Consider the following 16,102-nt stretch of genomic DNA (forward strand, 5'->3'; position numbering starts at 1 on the left):
CCCGCCGCGATTTTTACACTGTAAATCATCAATATTGTTTATTCATCACATGCAAAACAATGGCGTGACAAATGTTTCGTTATTGCTGCGCGAGGGAAAAATATGGACAGCAGTAAACGACAGTTTCTGGCGCAGCTGGGCGTTCTCACCGCCGGCGCGTCTCTGGTGCCGCTGGCGGAGGCGAAATTTCCCTTTTCGCCGGCCCGCCGCGAAGGCGCCTCCCGCCACCGCTATGCCATGCTGGTTGACCTGCGACGCTGCATCGGCTGCCAGGCCTGCACCGTCAGTTGCGCAATCGAAAATCAGACGCCGCAGGGGGCGTTTCGTACTCACGTCAATCAGTATCAGGTGCAGTTGGGCGATCGGGTCACCAACGTCCTGCTACCGCGGCTGTGCAACCATTGTGATAACCCGCCCTGCGTGCCGGTCTGCCCGGTGCAGGCCACCTTTCAGCGCCAGGATGGCATTGTGGTGGTGGATAACACCCGCTGCGTCGGCTGCGCCTACTGCGTCCAGGCCTGCCCCTATGACGCGCGTTTTATCAACCATGAGACACAGACCGCCGATAAGTGCACCTTCTGCGTTCATCGCCTGGAAGCCGGGCTGCTCCCCGCCTGCGTCGAGTCCTGCGTCGGCGGCGCGCGGATCGTCGGCGATATCCAGGACCGTCAAAGCCGTATCTCGCAGACGCTCGCCCTGCACCATGACGCCATCAAGGTGCTGAAGCCGGAAAACGGTACCGTCCCCCACGTTTTCTATCTCGGACTGGACGAGGCGTTTGTTACCCCGCTGACGGGACATGCCCAACCCGCGCTCTGGCAGGAGGTTTGAATGAGCCAAACCATGATCATTGAGGAGGTGCTGGCGCGTCCGCAGGAGGTGAGCTGGCTACCGTGGGCGGTGCAGTATTTCTTTTTCATCGGCATTGCCGCCTGCGCGGCGCTGTTTGGCTGCCTGCTTCACTGGCGCAAAAGACACGATGCGAAGCTGGAACGGCTGACGCTGCTGATTGCTCTGACCTGCGCGATTACCGCGCCGCTGGCGCTGACGGCGGACCTGCATCAAACCGCCCGCTTCTGGCACTTTTACGCCTATCCCACACCCTGGTCGTGGATGCCCTGGGGGGCGCTGTTTCTGCCGCTATTCATCCTCTTTCTGGGCCTGTGGTTTGCGGTACGGCAGTCAGGTCTGCTGCGCAACAAAAGTGACAGCGTCACAAAATGGCTGGCGCTGGCCAGCGCGCTTACCGCGACGGGGCTGCTGCTTTACACCGGACGCGAAGTCTCCGTGGTTCAGGCCCGCCCGGTCTGGTTCAGCTACGCCTTTGTGCTGGCGATGTTCTTTAGCGCGCTGCAAACCTTTTTCGCCCTGCTGATTGTCGCGGTACGCAATGATTTTCAATGCCAAAGGCAGTTGGCGATATGGCAGCTCTCAGCGCTTATGCTGCTGGCCGTCGTCGTGGCGATCTGGGTCAGCGGTGATACCCTTTCCGGCTCGGCTATTCGTCAGTGGCTGGTCATTTCGCCTTCAGCCCGTCATTACGCGATCGGCTGGCTGGCATGCTGGCTTATTTCATTGATCTTTTGCGCGCTTGCCCTGCGTTATCCACTGACGCTGCCCGTTCGCGCCCTGCTGGCCGTCAGCGCCATGGCGCTGAGCTGGCTGATGCGCTGGACGCTGCTGATTCAGGGGCAAACCATCCCCAAATTTAATGCCCAGTTTAATCCCTATACCCTGCCGGTCGGTACCGACGGCTGGCTCGCTATCCTTGGCACCTTCGGCCTGTGGATTGCGCTGCTCATTATTGTCCGTGAAACCGTAAACGGACTCGCAAGGAGAAGGCAACATGGCTAATTTAACCCGTCGTCAGTGGCTCAAAGTCGGCCTCGCCGCAGGCGGTCTGGCGTCTTTCGCCCTGAGCTATCGCGAGGTGGCAAAGCGCGCCATTGATGGCCTGCTCAGCGGTACATCCGGTAAAGTGACCCGCGATCGTATTTTCGCTAATGCGCTGATCCCGGAAGCCAATGCAAATACCGGCTGGCTACAAAATCCCCGGCAGGTTATCTCGATGACCCAATGTTTTGGCTGCTGGACGCAGTGCGGCGTTCGGGTGCGGGTGGATAGCGAGAAAGACCGGGTACTGCGCATTGCCGGCAACCCTTATCACCCGCTTTCTCATGAGCACCACCTCGACTCTTCCATTCCTTTTTCAACCGCCATGGCGCAGCTGGCGGGTGAAAGCGGACTTGATGCCCGCGCTACCGCCTGCGCGCGCGGCGCCACGCTGCTCGAGGGACTCTATAGCCCGCTGCGGCTCCTTGAGCCGATGAAGCGCGCGGGTAAACGCGGCGAAGGGAAATGGCAGCGCATCAGCTTTGAACAACTGGTGAAAGAGGTGGTTGAAGGCGGCGATCTGTTTGGCGAGGGGCACGTTGATGGCCTGCGCGCCATTTATGCGCCGACAACGCCCATCGATCCAAAGCATCCGGGATTCGGCCCAAAAACCAACCAGCTACTGGTCACCAACACCAGCGACGACGGGCGTGATACCTTTTTACGCCGTTTTGCGCTGAACAGCTTCGGCAGTAAAAACTTCGGCGCACATGGTTCCTACTGCGGGCTGGCCTATCGCGCGGGCTCCGGCGCCTTAATGGGCGATCTGGATAAAAATCCGCACGTGAAGCCCGACTGGGATAACGTCGAGTTCGCCCTGTTTATGGGAACGTCGCCCGCCCAGTCAGGCAACCCCTTTAAACGCCAGGCCAGGCAGCTCGCCAGCGCCCGCCTGCGCAATGACTTTCAGTATGTGGTGGTCGCGCCGGCGCTGCCGCTCACCACGGTGATGGCAGACGATCGCGGGCACTGGCTGCCGGTGATCCCCGGGAGCGATTCGGCGCTGGCAATGGCGATGATTCGCTGGATTATCGAAAACCGGCGCTACAACGCCGATTACCTGGCGCTACCGGGCGCGCAGGCAATGCGGCAGGCCGCCGAAAAGAGCTGGACCAATGCGACCCACCTGGTCATCACCGATGACCAGGTGGGGCTGGCCGGACAGCATTTAACCCTTGCTCACCTGAATGCGGAGGGCGCCAGCGAACCGGTGGTGGTTAACGAAAGCGGTGACGTTGTCGCCGCCAGCGGCTGCCCGCGCGGCGCGCTCTTTGTAACGCGCCAGCTAACCCTGCCGGACGGGCTCAGCGTGACGGTCAAAAGCGGCTTCCAGCTGCTAAAAGAGTCCGCTGAAAAGCTCACCCTGGCCCAGTACAGCCAGCAGTGCGGCGTCGCGGAAGATAAGATCGCGGCGCTGGCGGATGCCTTTACCCGTCATGGTCGTAAAGCCGCGGTCATTACCCACGGCGGCATGATGGCCGGCAACGGATTTTACAGCGCCTGGGCGGTCATGCTGCTTAATGCGCTAATCGGTAATCTCAGCCTGGAAGGCGGCGTGTTTGTCGGCGGCGGCAAATTCAACGGCGCGACAGACGGCCCGCGTTACAACCTGGGAAGCTTTGCCGGTAAAGTGAAGCCGAAAGGGCTCAGCATCGCGCGCAGCAAAACCGCGTATGAATCCTCCGAAGAGTATCGCAGCAAGGCGGCGGCGGGCGTCTCCCCCTACCCGGCCAGAGCCCCATGGTATCCGTTCGTCGCCGGACAGCTGACCGAGCTGCTGACCTCGGCGCTCGAAGGCTATCCCTATCCGCTGAAAGCGTGGATTTCCAATATGACCAACCCGCTGTACGGCGTGCCCGGGCTACGCGCGGTTGCGGAAGAGAAACTAAAGGATCCGCAGCGGCTGCCGCTGTTTATCGCCATTGACGCCTTTATGAATGAAACCACCGCCCTGGCCGACTATATCGTTCCGGATACGCATAATTTCGAAAGCTGGGGATTCAGCGCGCCGTGGGCCGGCGTCGCCAGTAAGGCCACCACCGCCCGCTGGCCGGTCGTCCCTGCCGCCACCGCAAAAACCGCTGACGGTGAGCCAGCGTCAATGGAAGCATTTTGCATTGCGGTGGCGAAGCGTCTTAATCTGCCAGGATTTGGCGAAAACGCCATTACCGATGCTCAGGGTAACCGCTATCCACTCCACCGGGCTGAGGACTATTACCTGCGCATGGCCGCGAACATTGCATTTATGGGTAACGCGCCGGTTGCCGAAGCCATTAGCGAGGATCTGACGCTGACCGGGGTGCAGCGTATTCTGCCGGTTATCAACCAGACCCTGAAAGCGGACGAAGTGAGCCGGGTAGCCTTTGTCTACTCCCGCGGCGGGCGCTTCGCGCCGGACACAAGCGGTCGAGCGGAGAATCGCGTCGGTCAATTGTGGGAAAAACCGCTGCAGATCTGGAACGCGGAGGTTGCCGCCCACCGCCACGCCATCACCGGCGAGCGCTACAGCGGCTGCCCGGCATGGTATCCGGCCAGATTGTCCGACGGACGCGCTATCGAAGCGCTTTTCCCGCGACAGCAGTGGCCGCTGAAGCTGATCTCGTTTAAATCCAATACCATGGCCAGCGCCTCGACGGTGATCCCGCGCCTGCATCATCTTAAGCCGACCAATCTGGTGGCGCTGAATCCGCTGGACGGCCAGCGCTACGGCCTGGCGCACGGCGACCGCGTACGAATTTCCACGCCCGGCGGCGAGGTTGAAGCCGTCATTAGCCTGTTAAGTGGCGTAATGCCCGGCGTCATCGCGATTGAACACGGCTACGGGCATCGCGAAATGGGCGCGGCGCGGCACACCCTCGACGGTGAGCCCATGCCGTTCGCGGCGCAGATTAAAGCCGGCATTAACCTTAACGATTTGGGATTTGCCGACCCAACCCGCGAGGTCAGCAATACCTGGCTGGACTGGGTCTCCGGCGCGGCGGTGCGTCAGGGGCTGCCGGCAAGGATTGAGCGGGTGTAGACCGCTTCGATACGTGCAGGGTTGTGCTCCTTAGCGTACCGGTATTGAGGCGGCCATGATTAGTTATAAACCACCATCATCATGCCGGTTCCGTTGAAGGCGCCGGTTGAGGTTGGCGTCCCAGATTGCCACGCATGCCGTTGCTGAGCGGGATACAGGTATTGCCTGTCAATAGGTACCCTACTCGCTGCCGTAGTGAACCGTCAGGGTGATATCGCAGGCCAGAGAAAATCGCATACCCCTACAGCAAGAAGTGTTATTTTGCCTGTTCCTTGTTATTCTGCTGAATTGTTGTCCAGGTGATTATCATTCAGCGTGGTGATTCTTCAGACGCTGCCCTGGCGCTTGCCGACTCACACTCCAGACCAAAAACGCGGAGAGCGGCAACCCCATTCACACCTGCCCTGCAGGTGTTTTTTCCACAGGGAGATTAACCGTGAGATTTGCATCAGTACCTTTCAATCAGAACCAGGTGGGCTGGCCGCTCAATGAGATTGATCGACAAATACAGCCGCAGCTATGTGGCGACATTAAAGCCGACTGGGTGATTATCGGCTCCGGCTATGCCGGCGTAAGCTTTGCCCGCAGGCTGGCCAGCCTCAATCCGCAGCTGAACATCGTGCTCATCGACGCCGAATGCGCCGCGACCAGCTCCTCGGCGCGAAATTCCGGCTTTATCATCGGCCTGCCGCACAATATCGGCAGCTCTACCGCCGAGCTGAAAAAAGCGCAGGATTACCGCGCCCTGCTCCAGGAGGGGATCCGCCTGCTCGATGAAACGGTGACCGAGCACCAGATTGCCTGCGAATGGGAAAACGTCGGGAAATACCACTGCCAGATAGATCCGTCCAGCGAAGCCATTATGCAGGAGTATGTGGATAACCTGCAGCTGATGCAGGAGCCTTACAGCCTGCTGGACGGCGAAGCGCTGTACCAGAAGCTGGGAACCCGCCTCTACAGCAAAGGAATTTACACCCCCGGCTGTATTCTGGTGAACCCGGCGAAACTGATTGCGGGCCTCGCGCGTCATCTGCCGGAAAACGTCACGGTTTACCATCAAACCCCGGCGCTGGCTATGCGTCAGGAAAACGGCGGCGTCAGGGTGACGACGCTGCAGGGCACGATCCGCGCCGACCAGGCGATGCTGGCGACCAACGCGCTCTCCCGCGAACTCTCGCCCACCGTGAGCCGCCAGGCGTCAATGGCGACCTACGCCAGCATTACCGCCCCGCTCACGCCTGAACAGCGCCAGCGTCTGCCGGCAATGGAAAGCTGGGGATTAACGCCGGTCAACGCGATCGCCGGCGCCACGCTACGCTATACCCACGATCATCGTTTTCTGGTCCGCCAGCATGTCGATCCGGCATTGCGGGGAGTGATTACCGCCGGACAGACCGCCAGCGCCGCGCGCCAGCATCTGGCGCTGTTCCATACGGCCTATCCGCAGCTGCAGGATGTGCCGCTGGAGCGAACCTGGTCCGGGACCATCAGCGTCACCCGCAACGGCGCGCCGGTCTGGGGGCGTCTTGCGCCGCAGATCTGGACCGCCGGGGGCTGTAACGGCGCTGGCGTATCCAAACAGACTATCGCCGGGACGCTGCTTGCCGATCTGGCGATGGGCCAGGACAACCCGCTGATCGCCGCGATGCAGTCGCTCGGCCAGGCGAACGTTATGCCGCCTTCGCCATTCCTCGATATCGGGGTGGCGGGCGCATTATGGAAAGAGCGTTATGTGGGGCGCAAAGAGATGCCCGCGTAGTCGCTGTCTGACAGGTTTCACTGCCCGGGCGTGAAACCTGTTGTTTGGGCTACTCCGGGATCGCTTCATCTTTACGCAGGGTCAGGACCTCGAATCCATCCGCGGTGACGGCGATGGTGTGCTCCCACTGCGCGGACAGTTTTTTATCGCGGGTGACCACCGTCCAGCCATCTTTTTTGGTTTTAATCCGGCTATCGCCCTGGTTCACCATCGGTTCAATGGTAAACACCATCCCCTCCTTGAGCACGGCGCCGGTGCCGGGTATGCCGTAATGCAGCACCTGGGGATCTTCGTGCATCTCTCTGCCGACGCCGTGGCCGCAGTACTCCCTGACCACGCTGTAGCCGTTACCTTCGACATAAGTCTGGATCGCATGGCCGATATCGCCCAGCGTCGCGCCCGGCCTGACGACCTTGATCCCTTTCCACATCGCTTCGTAGGTTTTCTGCACCAGCCGACGGGCCAGCGGTGAAACCTCGCCAATCAGATACATTTTGCTGGAATCGGCAATCAGCCCCTCTTTTTCCAGCGTAATATCCACATTCACGATCATGCCGGATTTCAGATGCTCGCTCTCCTTTGGCATACCGTGACAAACCACTTCGTTGATCGACGTATTCAGCACGTAGGGGAAATCATACTGCCCTTTGCTGGCCGGGCGCGAATGCAGATCGTTGACGATAAAATCCTCCACCCGGTTGTTGATGGCCATGGTGGAGATACCGGGCTTAATAAAGGTATCCAGCATGTCGAAAACCGAGGCCAACAGCTCACCTGCGCGGCGCTGTCTGGCCAGCTCATCCGCGGTCTTAATGGGAATTGATAGCATTGATCACCTCCAGCAAGCGGTCAGAGCCGGACTTGAGCATCAGCAGCTTAATTTGCTGATGGTTAAGTTCGGGATAGAGCTCGCTCATCATACCCAGACGGATCCAGTATTCCGCCTGCGCGTTGACCGAACGCGACATCGCCTTGCTGGCGTCACGAATATCGTCGTGCAGCAGGTCGGAAATTTTTACAATGCCCATTTATACGTACCGTAACAATTTATATATGTTTCGTATATTACGCCTCCCCGCTCAAGCAGACAACGTTTGTCGTCAGAAAGCAGAAAATGGGGTTGCGGTTTTTGTCGCCCGCGCTACGGCTGGTTAAGGTTCAGAGCCACTATCTGGATGTTACGAGGTTCAACGACGGTGCCTTTCGTCGTCACAAATGCATTGTGGACGACGTCCCCGCTCTCTTTATCCACCAGCGCAATATGCGGTTCATCATGCAGGATATTTTTATGCCCCCACGCCATCAGGGAAAACAGGATCGGCGCCAGGCTGCGGCTTTTTGGCGTAAGGATATACTCATAACGTTCGCGCACGCCTTCTTCCTGATAAGGCGTTTTGCTCAGCAAACCCAGTTCCGTCATTTTCTTTAACCGGTTTGCCAGCGTCTGCTTAGGCATTTTTGTATGCGAGCGGATCGTTTCAAAGCGCGTCACGCCGTAGAAAGCCTCTCTTAAAATCAACAAAACCCACCGATCTCCCAGGATTTCCGCTGCCGCAGAAAGCCCGCAAAGCTCCGGTAATAGGTAGGCAACTGAATTATTTTTTGACATGTCCGCTTTCGCTCTTTAATCTGAGTATGAATTTTAGACCTAGCTTACCAAGGAGAATACAATGCCCTTCGTCAATGTACAAACCATTAAAGGAATAATGAACCCGGAGCAAAAAAAAGAGCTTTTACGCCGCATGACCGATCTGATTGTCGAAATTGAAGGGAAAGGCGATCCCGAGTTCCGCCGTTCAGTCTGGGTTCGCATTGATGAGCATGAGCCGGAACAGTGGAGTCTGGGCGGCATACAGCCCACGGCTGAAGCGATCGCGGCAAAATTTTCGTCTGCTCAATAATCCTGCAAGGTCAGGAGCCTGGCACCGTCGCTGGCGGCAGAACGTTCACGTTTACCCATAAGCTTCCCGTCCGCTCCAGGCCAGAGCGGACGGGAGGCGTGAAGGTTAATCGACTCTGCATACCACGGTGGCATGATCCCACCATGCGTTCTCATTAATATTCACCTCAAGAACCGTAAATTGCTCCGCCCGAATCTCGTCCAGCAGGGCCTGGAGCGGTCGCAACGTACGCCAGGGTTTGCCCTCTTTAAGTAAATGATGGCGGATAGGATCGTACGCGAGAATATCCTCGGGATGACGCGGGGTTCCGCACATGGAGCCGATCACCAGCCGTCCTCCGGGTTTCAGTAATCTTCTGACTTCGGCAAAGCAGAGGTGGCGGGCATCATCAATCAGGCAATGCACACAGCTGCCATCAACAATGAGCTCAAACGTCGCATCCTGACACTGATGAATATGGCAGACATCTCCGACGAAAAAATTTGCCGGGAGACCCGCTTGCTGAAAACGATTTTGTGCCCATCGGATCGCGGTTTCGGACCAATCTATCCCCCACACCGAATAGCCTCGTTCCGCAAAATACTGCGCGGCCATCGCGCCATTCCCGCACCCCAGCTCAAGGACAGGCGCGCCGGGTTGGGGGAAATAGTGCTGTAAATGAAGCCAGCTAAAAACGCGCTCCTGTTGTTCTTTGGCCCGGAAATAACCTTCGCCAGCCCAGGCGATAGCGCCATTTGCCAGCAACTGCCGATACTCTTTTTCATAGCGGTTCATAGTCAAGACGCCTTTGTCAGCAGCAACGCTCGTCACTTTACGCGCGGTAGAGGCAGGTGAAAAACCAACCGTCAGACACGCTCCGTCATCTCAGGCAGCAATAGTTCAATCACGTCGATAATACTTCTTACCCGCGGTGGGATAAAGCGGGCGTCAGGATAGACCGCATAGAGAACGCGATCGGGTAATCGCCAGGCGGGTAATACCGGTACCAGCCTGCCGGACTGCAAAGCGTGGGCCGCAAGGGGTAACTGCATGCCGCCGATACCGATGCCGGACTCTAACGCCTGCAGCAGCGCTTCGCTGGTGTTAGCCCGAAACACGGTATTGACTTTCATATCAACCGTTTTATCACCCGAGACCAGCCGCAGCGGCGCGTCCTGCGCGATGCCGCTGAACCGCACGTGCGGGTGGGTGGCCAGCTCGCTGACGGCATGCACCGTTTTAAAACCGGGGGCGGCAAAGAGCGCGGTTTCAATACGCGCCAGCACGCGCGCCGCACTCCCCGGCGGCGGTTCACTGCTCAACCGCAGCGCGACATCCACTCCTTCAGCAACCAGATCGGCAATGCGGTCATCAAGGGAAAGGGTCAGACGCAGCTCGGGGTGCATTTTCTGCAGCGCCAGCAGATGCGGCAAAAAGAGCTTCCCCAGGCCGCTCGGCAGCTGCACGTGCACCCGGCCTTGCCACTGGCGATCGGTTGGCTGTAAGTGCCTTTCCGCTTCATGCATCGCTTCCAGCAAAAGCTGCATATCGCGCCGGTAAATTTCTCCCTGCTCGGTCAGCGCCATCGCACGCGTGGTTCGGTGCAGCAACACCACCCCAAGCTCCTCCTCAAGCGCCGCGATCTGCTGACTGACGGCGGATTGTTTCATCCCGCACTGGCGGGCTGCCGCGGAAAAGGATCCCGCTTCTACCACGCGCAGGAAAGTGGCAATGGCGTTGAGCTTATTATTCATTTAATGATTCTGCTTATAAGTGCCATCAGTTTTACCGGATATGCGTGAAAAAAATAATATACCACACTGCCTCTGTCACCCACCCTGGAGAAGCAACGTGAATAAGATACCGCAACCCAAAGTCGCCCTGGTCGCCGGCGCCAGCGGCATTATTGGCAGAGAACTGGTGAAAACGCTGTTACGCAATCGCTGGGAGGTTATCGGCCTCAGCCGCCATGCATCGTCCCACCCGGAAAACATTCCCTTCATTCACGTCGATTTACTGGATGCGCAGCACAGCGCGCAAAAACTGCATTCGCTCAACGGCGTCACCCACATTTTTTACAGCGCATGGGCCAACGCCGGGAACTGGGCGGAAATGGTTGAACCGAACGTCACCATGCTGCGCAACCTGGTCAGCAACATCGAGCAAACCGCACCGCTACGGACGGTAAGCCTGATGCAGGGATACAAAGTGTACGGCGCGCATCTTGGTCCGTTCAAAACCCCGGCGCGTGAAAGCGATCCCGGCGTACCCGGGGCCGAATTTAACGCCGCTCAGCTCACCTGGCTCAGCCATTTCCAGCGCGGAAAAACGTGGCGCTGGAACGCGATCAGGCCGGGCGTGGTCGGCAGCACGGTGCCCGGCAACGCCATGAATCTCGCACTCAGCATCGCGATCTATGCTTCGCTATGTAAAGCGCAGGATCTACCGCTGCGTTTCCCCGGTTCGGAAAAAACCTGGCACAGCATCGTCGATCATACGGACGCCGGGTTGCTGGCTGATGCCACGCTGTGGGCTGCAACCTCGCCAACGGCGCAAAACCAGGCGTTCAACGTCAATAACGGCGACATCTGGCGCTGGTGCGAGCTGTGGCCGCGCATCGCGAGCTGGTTTGAACTGGCATCCGCCCCGCCGGTCGGACTGTCATTTCACCAGCTGTTTGTGGATTACCGCGCGTACTGGCGCGAACTGGCCGGGCAGAGTCTGGTGGAAGCGGACATCTTAAGGCTCAGCGACGGTAAATTTGCTGATTTCGTCTTTGGCTGGAACTACGACATGTTTGGCGATGGCAGCAAACTGCGCCGGGCGGGCTACACTGAAATGCAGGCCACCGACGACATGTTTTTCCGCCTGTTCGCACAGCTGAGAGCCGCGCGCATTATCCCCTGAAACAGCATGCTTTAACCGTCAGCCGGCGTCGCGCGAGCAATCCACGATTCAGTTTTTCGCCTCTTCCTCGCGCGCTCTGGTATCTGGGGTAATGATTATTCCAGGACGTAAAAAAGCCGGGTTCTCCCGGCATCATGATTTACCAACCATTTTCTTCGTATAAATACCAAACGTAGTGGATGATACTACTCCAAATTGCAGCATCCTTATGCTTCTGATGATTTCAGAGTACAGAAAGGTATCCGCTTCGATACGCTGGCAAAAATCTGCCAGGCGCTGGAGTGCCAGCCAGGCGATATTCTCGCCTGGGAGGTGGATTAACGCCCTTTCTCGATCGTGCAGGCCCACTGCTGGCTCATGCTGCTCTGGCTGGTGGCGATTTGCAGCGACAGGCTGGCGTCAAGGGTATGCGTGACGCTGTATTCAAGCACCACATCATCCAGATCGCGGGCGACGCGCTCAATGCGAAACAGAGCCTGGCCGGGTTCAATATTGAGCAATCCCGCCGTGCGGCTATCGCAGCACACCGGCGTATAGCGTTCCGTGGCGTTGGCTGGCGAGTAGCCGAACGTTTCCCGCAGCTGCTTATACAGCGATCGGCTGCCGTCCACGTGGCTCAGATCGTTATAGATACGGCCATTAAGCCAGGTCAGCACATGGCCAACCGGCCGGTCGCCCTGCACTAACAGCCGCTCCAGACGCATCAGCTGGCAGCCTAAATCCAGCCCCATTTGCTCCGCCACCTGGCGGTCGGCCATGGTCGAAATCAGCGACAGAACTTCCACGGCTATCTCCCCCGGCGGAGCAAAGGTGGTCAGTACGTCCGGGAGGTCGGTGTAGTATTTCTGCAGCGCATCGCGGTTAATAAACGTCCCTTTACCCTGTTCGCGGTACACCATGCCAATACTGGCCAGCGAATCTATCGCCTGTTTGATGGTACCGCGCGCGACCTTAAACTCCCCGGCGAGCAGCAGTTCGCCCGGGAGTTTATCGTCATAGGTAAAAGAGAGGATCCGCTGCAGGATAACGTCTTTTATCCTTAAATAGAGAGGGAGTCCATCCGACTCAAACATACTTGTGCTCCAACTCAGAGGTAGTGTATCTGGCTCCTGTAAGCGCTAAGTATATCCTGATTTATCTCCTGATTACCGTCTATGTTTGCGCTGGCGAGAATGGGCGGCGTGCGCGCATTTTCCAGCATGATTTCGCAAATACGTAATACCAGGCTGTTGGCGATGGTCGCGCCCATGATGGTGGAGAGCGGCGCGGCTTTCTGCGCCATCCCCGGCAGGCTCACCGCCGCATCGCCATATTCGCAGTGGTTATCAATGGTGATATCGGCCACATCCACCAGCAGCTTGCCGCTGGAGTGGCGCGACGTGACGCGCGCCGCCGTCGCCAGGCTGGTAATCGCGATAACCGTTGCGCCGCACGCTTTCGCCGCCAGCGCGACATCAATGGTAATCGCGTTGCGTCCCGACACCGAATGGATCAGCAGCGTATCTTCAGCCCTTAGCGGCGACTGCTCCACCAGTACCCGACCGAGGTGCTCCACATTTTCCACCGCGCTGGTGAGGGTTAACGGCCTGACGTTAAGCATCAGCGCAGGCGTAAAAAGCGGATTGACGATGGCCAGGCCGCCCGCGCGATAGCTCATCTCCTCCGCCAGAATCCCGGCGTGGCTGGCGCCAAAGACGAAGATGTTGCGCTGCCCCATAATGCTGTGGGACATGATTTCCGCCGCCCGGGTGAGTTCATCGGGGCGCTGCTCAAGAAAAGCCAGCTTCTGGCGGATCTGACTGTAGTACTGTTTCAGGGCCTGACTCATAGACTTCCTCCCGATATCAGAACGCCAGCAGGCGGGTCAAAAGATGAATGACTGGCGCGAGGACAAACATATCGCTGTCGCCTGCCCATAGCGCGGTATCCGGGATCGTATTGTCGATAAAGCCGGTGACGCAGAAATACTGCCCCCAGGCGACCACGGTCGAGGTGATAAACCCCGCCAGCAGAGCGCCTTTATAGCCTCCGGTAATATTGCCGAAGACCCCCGCCGTACCGGCGTGAAAGAAAATCACAATCATGCTGGGAATAAAAACGTAGCCGGTATAGCGGCCGATCAGGGTCAGCCACAGCAGCGAGCCGACAAAAGCGCCGACAAACCCCAGCACCACCGCGTTTGGCGCAAAGTTAAACAGTATCGGGCAGTCCAGCGCCGGTTTTGCGCCGGGCACCAGCCGCGAGCCGATGCCGTTAAACGCCGGCACCATTTCGCCAATAAACATCCGTACGCCGAGCAGCACGACGGCAATGCCGCCGGTAAACATCAGCGATTGTTTGAGGGCATAGATGTAGAAGCTCAGGTCGCCGGATTGCGCCAGGATCTCCGCCGCTTTCGGCGTACCTTTAATCTGCAGAATAAAGGTGCCAATAAAGAACAGCAGCGCCATGGTCAACGCCGTCACCACGTTGGAGTCGCGCAGGAAACCCAGCTTTTTAGGGACTTTGATATCTTCGGAGCTGATTTTGTTGCGGGCGAAAATCTGGCCAAAAATCGCCCCCAGCAGCGCGACGGAGGCGGAAGTATGCCCCAGCGCCACGTTGTCGTTGCCGGTGATTTTACGCACCCAGGGCTGAACCAGCGCGGGCTGTAGGGTCCAGTAGAGCCCCATAATCACCGTTAGCATCAGCGTCAGCTGCACCGCTGAAATAGCGGGCTCGGTGTTCACCATCACCCCGGCAAAGATCATCGTCGTCCAGAACATCATATGTCCTGTCAGGTAGATGTATTTAAAGCGCGTCAGCCGGGCCAGCAGCAAATTGATGGCGAATCCGCCGGCAATGGCGATGGTCACGCTGCTTCCGTAGCGTTCACTGAAGCGCGCCTGGCCGATAATATTGGTCAGGTTCATGGAGCTGAGACCGAAAACTTCGGTCCAGATCGGCTGAAATATCAGCAGCGCGGAGACGATAATCCCGGCCCCCGCGCCGATGATCAGAAAGCCCAGAATGCCTTTCAGGGTGCCGGACACAATGTCCGCCAGCGATTTCTTTTGCAGCACCAGGCCCAGCAGCACGATCAGGCCAATTAAGATCGACGCTTCACCAAATATATTGATGGTGATCCAGCGCAGCACGCCAAGAAACTCGCTCATGACGGCTCTCCTGCGGGCAGAATTTTCGCCTGGGTCAGCGCCGCGGTGATTTCGGCGTTATCGATATAGTTGTTCACCACCACCACCGGACAGGACAGATGCTTAAGGTTGTCCACCAGCTCCGCGTTGGTTATCACCACATCGGCGTTGGCCGAAGCGGCGGAAGAGACATCCATATGTTCCACGGAGGCCTGAATCCCGTGCTGTTTTAACACTGCCTCAACGTTCATTTTTAAAATCAGGCTGGAGCCCATACCTAAACCACAGACTGTCAGAATTTTCATCGCTATTCACTCCGTGTTCATCACGCTACAAACGCTGCGAGCCGCTGGCTAACAGCCGATAAAGTTGTTCTGGATCGTTCGAATGCATCAGGGTATGCAGGTTATTTTCATCGCTGAGTACGGTCACGATATGCTGGATAAGGTGGATATGGGCATCGCTGCTGGTTGCCGAAAGCCCCAGCACCACCTGCACCGGGTCGTTTTCCGCATGACCAAACGCCAGCGGTTCACGCAGCCTGACCGCGCTGATCTGCGCTTTCATCGCCCCCTGCTCCGGGCGGGCATGCGGCAGCGCCAGCCCGGGGGCAATGACAAAATAGGGGCCCAGCTCGCGGTAGCTATCGACCATTGCCTGGACGTATTGCGGGCTACAGGCTCCCGCGCGGCACAGCGCGTTCCCCGCCTCGCGAATGGCCTCCTCAGGTGTAGCGGCCGGGCAGTCAACGCGTATCGCCTGACGCTCAATCATCGGAGGCTCCTTGGGTTAAGTGATGACGGATAGAGGCAAGCGTGGTCGCCAGCGCCCGCTGGACGAACGCGCGCCCTTTCTCTTCGCTGGCGGCAGTTGGATCGCCCAGCACCGCATAGTCAGAAAACTCGGTCCAGGGTATCGGCTGATAGCGAAAATTGTTCGGGAAAGTCGGATAGTGCGCGCGGGCGTTGGTCATGGTGACGAACTCCGGCGCCAGCGCCAGCATCAGCGAGGTTTCGACCTCATCAGCATGCATATAGCCGGGGTAAGCCACCGCGGTGGTTTGCCGTCGTTTTACCTCCTCCTCCATCCCAGCCCAGCTATAGCTAAGCAAGGTAATACCCTGCTCTTTTAGCTGCCGGGAGGCCGCTTTCATCGCATCAAAATTGCCGTAATGCGCGTTAATCACCGCCGTGGTGGTGATACCGTAGCTGGCCATGTTTTCCGCCAGCGACACCAGCAGCGACGTCAGCCGTTCATGACCGATATCAATCGCGCCCGCATGGCCGCGCAGGGACCAGACCTGGCTGTAGGAAACGACCGGCAGGCTCAGGGCGCACTCGCCCAGCTGCTCGTCAAGCAGCGCGCAAAACCGCTCGGCCAGCAGGTTATCGGTATCCAGCGGCAGGTGGTCGCCGTGCGGCTCGACGGCGCCGAGCGGCAATAAGGCGATCCGCGCCTTTTGTAACGCGCGCCGGGCCTCGCTTTCGTTTAAACGATGCAGCTTCATAAC

Annotated in this window: 18 protein-coding genes; 7 read left to right on the forward strand and 11 right to left on the reverse strand. The window is 58.3% G+C overall.

All coding sequences use genetic code 11. The features are described from left to right. Positions 1 to 102 precede the first annotated feature (102 nt). The 4 genes from ttrB (at position 103) to F8562_RS16055 (ending at position 6,671) form a co-directional block, all read left to right on the forward strand. A complete protein-coding gene (gene ttrB, locus F8562_RS16040; RefSeq protein ID WP_014229408.1) occupies positions 103 to 831 on the forward strand; it encodes a tetrathionate reductase subunit TtrB in 729 nt (242 codons plus the stop codon). Next, a complete protein-coding gene (ttrC, locus tag F8562_RS16045) occupies positions 832 to 1,854 on the forward strand; it encodes a tetrathionate reductase subunit TtrC (RefSeq protein ID WP_014838519.1) in 1,023 nt (340 codons plus the stop codon). Next, positions 1,847 to 4,912 carry a tetrathionate reductase subunit TtrA gene (ttrA, locus tag F8562_RS16050; protein WP_014838520.1) on the forward strand — a complete coding sequence of 1,022 codons (3,066 nt, stop codon included), beginning with the start codon at positions 1,847 to 1,849 and terminating at the stop codon, positions 4,910 to 4,912. Before ttrC ends, ttrA begins: the two co-directional genes overlap by 8 nt. A 436-nt stretch (positions 4,913 to 5,348) precedes the next feature. Continuing rightward, on the forward strand, positions 5,349 to 6,671 hold the full coding sequence (locus tag F8562_RS16055) for an NAD(P)/FAD-dependent oxidoreductase (protein WP_014229411.1): 1,323 nt from the start codon (positions 5,349 to 5,351) through the stop codon (positions 6,669 to 6,671). Positions 6,672 to 6,720: 49 nt separating this feature from the next. On the opposite strand, the gene map is transcribed toward F8562_RS16055, so the two are convergent. From map to F8562_RS16070, 3 genes are all read right to left on the reverse strand, one after another. Beyond that, a complete protein-coding gene (map, locus tag F8562_RS16060; protein WP_089046366.1) occupies positions 6,721 to 7,500 on the reverse strand; it encodes a type I methionyl aminopeptidase in 780 nt (259 codons plus the stop codon). Beyond that, positions 7,481 to 7,699 (reverse strand): ParD-like family protein, encoded by a 219-nt coding sequence (locus tag F8562_RS16065; protein WP_014838522.1) that lies wholly within the window; start codon positions 7,697 to 7,699, stop codon positions 7,481 to 7,483. The genes map and F8562_RS16065 overlap by 20 nt, the downstream gene beginning before the upstream one ends. A gap of 113 nt (positions 7,700 to 7,812) precedes the next feature. Then, on the reverse strand, positions 7,813 to 8,280 hold the full coding sequence (locus F8562_RS16070) for a winged helix-turn-helix transcriptional regulator (protein ID WP_014229412.1): 468 nt from the start codon (positions 8,278 to 8,280) through the stop codon (positions 7,813 to 7,815). Between the two features lie 61 nt (positions 8,281 to 8,341). Here F8562_RS16070 and F8562_RS16075 point away from each other — a divergent pair, with 61 nt between their 5' ends. Further along, positions 8,342 to 8,572, forward strand: a complete 231-nt coding sequence (locus tag F8562_RS16075; RefSeq protein WP_014229413.1) for a tautomerase family protein — start codon at positions 8,342 to 8,344, stop codon at positions 8,570 to 8,572. A gap of 105 nt (positions 8,573 to 8,677) precedes the next feature. Here F8562_RS16075 and F8562_RS16080 read toward each other — a convergent pair whose 3' ends face one another. Together F8562_RS16080 and F8562_RS16085 are read right to left on the reverse strand one after the other, a co-directional pair. Continuing rightward, positions 8,678 to 9,346 (reverse strand): class I SAM-dependent methyltransferase, encoded by a 669-nt coding sequence (locus tag F8562_RS16080; RefSeq protein WP_014229414.1) that lies wholly within the window; start codon positions 9,344 to 9,346, stop codon positions 8,678 to 8,680. 71 nt (positions 9,347 to 9,417) lie between these two features. Then, the gene (locus F8562_RS16085) at positions 9,418 to 10,305 is read right to left on the reverse strand and encodes a LysR family transcriptional regulator (RefSeq protein WP_014838524.1); all 888 of its coding nucleotides are present in this window, start codon (positions 10,303 to 10,305) and stop codon (positions 9,418 to 9,420) included. A gap of 97 nt (positions 10,306 to 10,402) precedes the next feature. Here F8562_RS16085 and F8562_RS16090 point away from each other — a divergent pair, with 97 nt between their 5' ends. After that, positions 10,403 to 11,458 (forward strand): SDR family oxidoreductase, encoded by a 1,056-nt coding sequence (locus F8562_RS16090; RefSeq protein WP_014229416.1) that lies wholly within the window; start codon positions 10,403 to 10,405, stop codon positions 11,456 to 11,458. A gap of 195 nt (positions 11,459 to 11,653) precedes the next feature. Continuing rightward, positions 11,654 to 11,779 (forward strand): helix-turn-helix domain-containing protein, encoded by a 126-nt coding sequence (locus F8562_RS16095; protein WP_014838525.1) that lies wholly within the window; start codon positions 11,654 to 11,656, stop codon positions 11,777 to 11,779. On the opposite strand, the gene F8562_RS16100 is transcribed toward F8562_RS16095, so the two are convergent. The 6 genes from F8562_RS16100 to F8562_RS16125 are packed head-to-tail and all read right to left on the reverse strand — an operon-like array spanning position 11,776 to position 16,099. After that, complete coding sequence (locus F8562_RS16100) at positions 11,776 to 12,531, reverse strand: GntR family transcriptional regulator (protein WP_004851009.1); 756 nt, start codon at positions 12,529 to 12,531, stop codon at positions 11,776 to 11,778. The two genes, F8562_RS16095 and F8562_RS16100, sit on opposite strands and share 4 nt — an antisense overlap. 14 nt (positions 12,532 to 12,545) lie before the next feature. Continuing rightward, positions 12,546 to 13,286, reverse strand: a complete 741-nt coding sequence (locus F8562_RS16105) for a sugar isomerase domain-containing protein (protein ID WP_014838526.1) — start codon at positions 13,284 to 13,286, stop codon at positions 12,546 to 12,548. Positions 13,287 to 13,302: 16 nt separating this feature from the next. Further along, the gene (locus tag F8562_RS16110) at positions 13,303 to 14,613 is read right to left on the reverse strand and encodes a PTS ascorbate transporter subunit IIC (protein ID WP_004851013.1); all 1,311 of its coding nucleotides are present in this window, start codon (positions 14,611 to 14,613) and stop codon (positions 13,303 to 13,305) included. After that, positions 14,610 to 14,897, reverse strand: a complete 288-nt coding sequence (locus F8562_RS16115) for a PTS sugar transporter subunit IIB (RefSeq protein ID WP_004851015.1) — start codon at positions 14,895 to 14,897, stop codon at positions 14,610 to 14,612. The genes F8562_RS16110 and F8562_RS16115 overlap by 4 nt, the downstream gene beginning before the upstream one ends. Positions 14,898 to 14,922: 25 nt before the next feature. Beyond that, complete coding sequence (locus F8562_RS16120) at positions 14,923 to 15,366, reverse strand: PTS sugar transporter subunit IIA (protein ID WP_014229418.1); 444 nt, start codon at positions 15,364 to 15,366, stop codon at positions 14,923 to 14,925. After that, positions 15,359 to 16,099 (reverse strand): creatininase family protein, encoded by a 741-nt coding sequence (locus tag F8562_RS16125; protein WP_014229419.1) that lies wholly within the window; start codon positions 16,097 to 16,099, stop codon positions 15,359 to 15,361. Before F8562_RS16125 ends, F8562_RS16120 begins: the two co-directional genes overlap by 8 nt. Positions 16,100 to 16,102: the final 3 nt, after the last annotated feature.

Origin of the sequence: Klebsiella sp. RCJ4, from assembly GCF_009025755.1 — a bacterium.
Lineage (GTDB): Bacteria > Pseudomonadota > Gammaproteobacteria > Enterobacterales > Enterobacteriaceae > Klebsiella > Klebsiella michiganensis.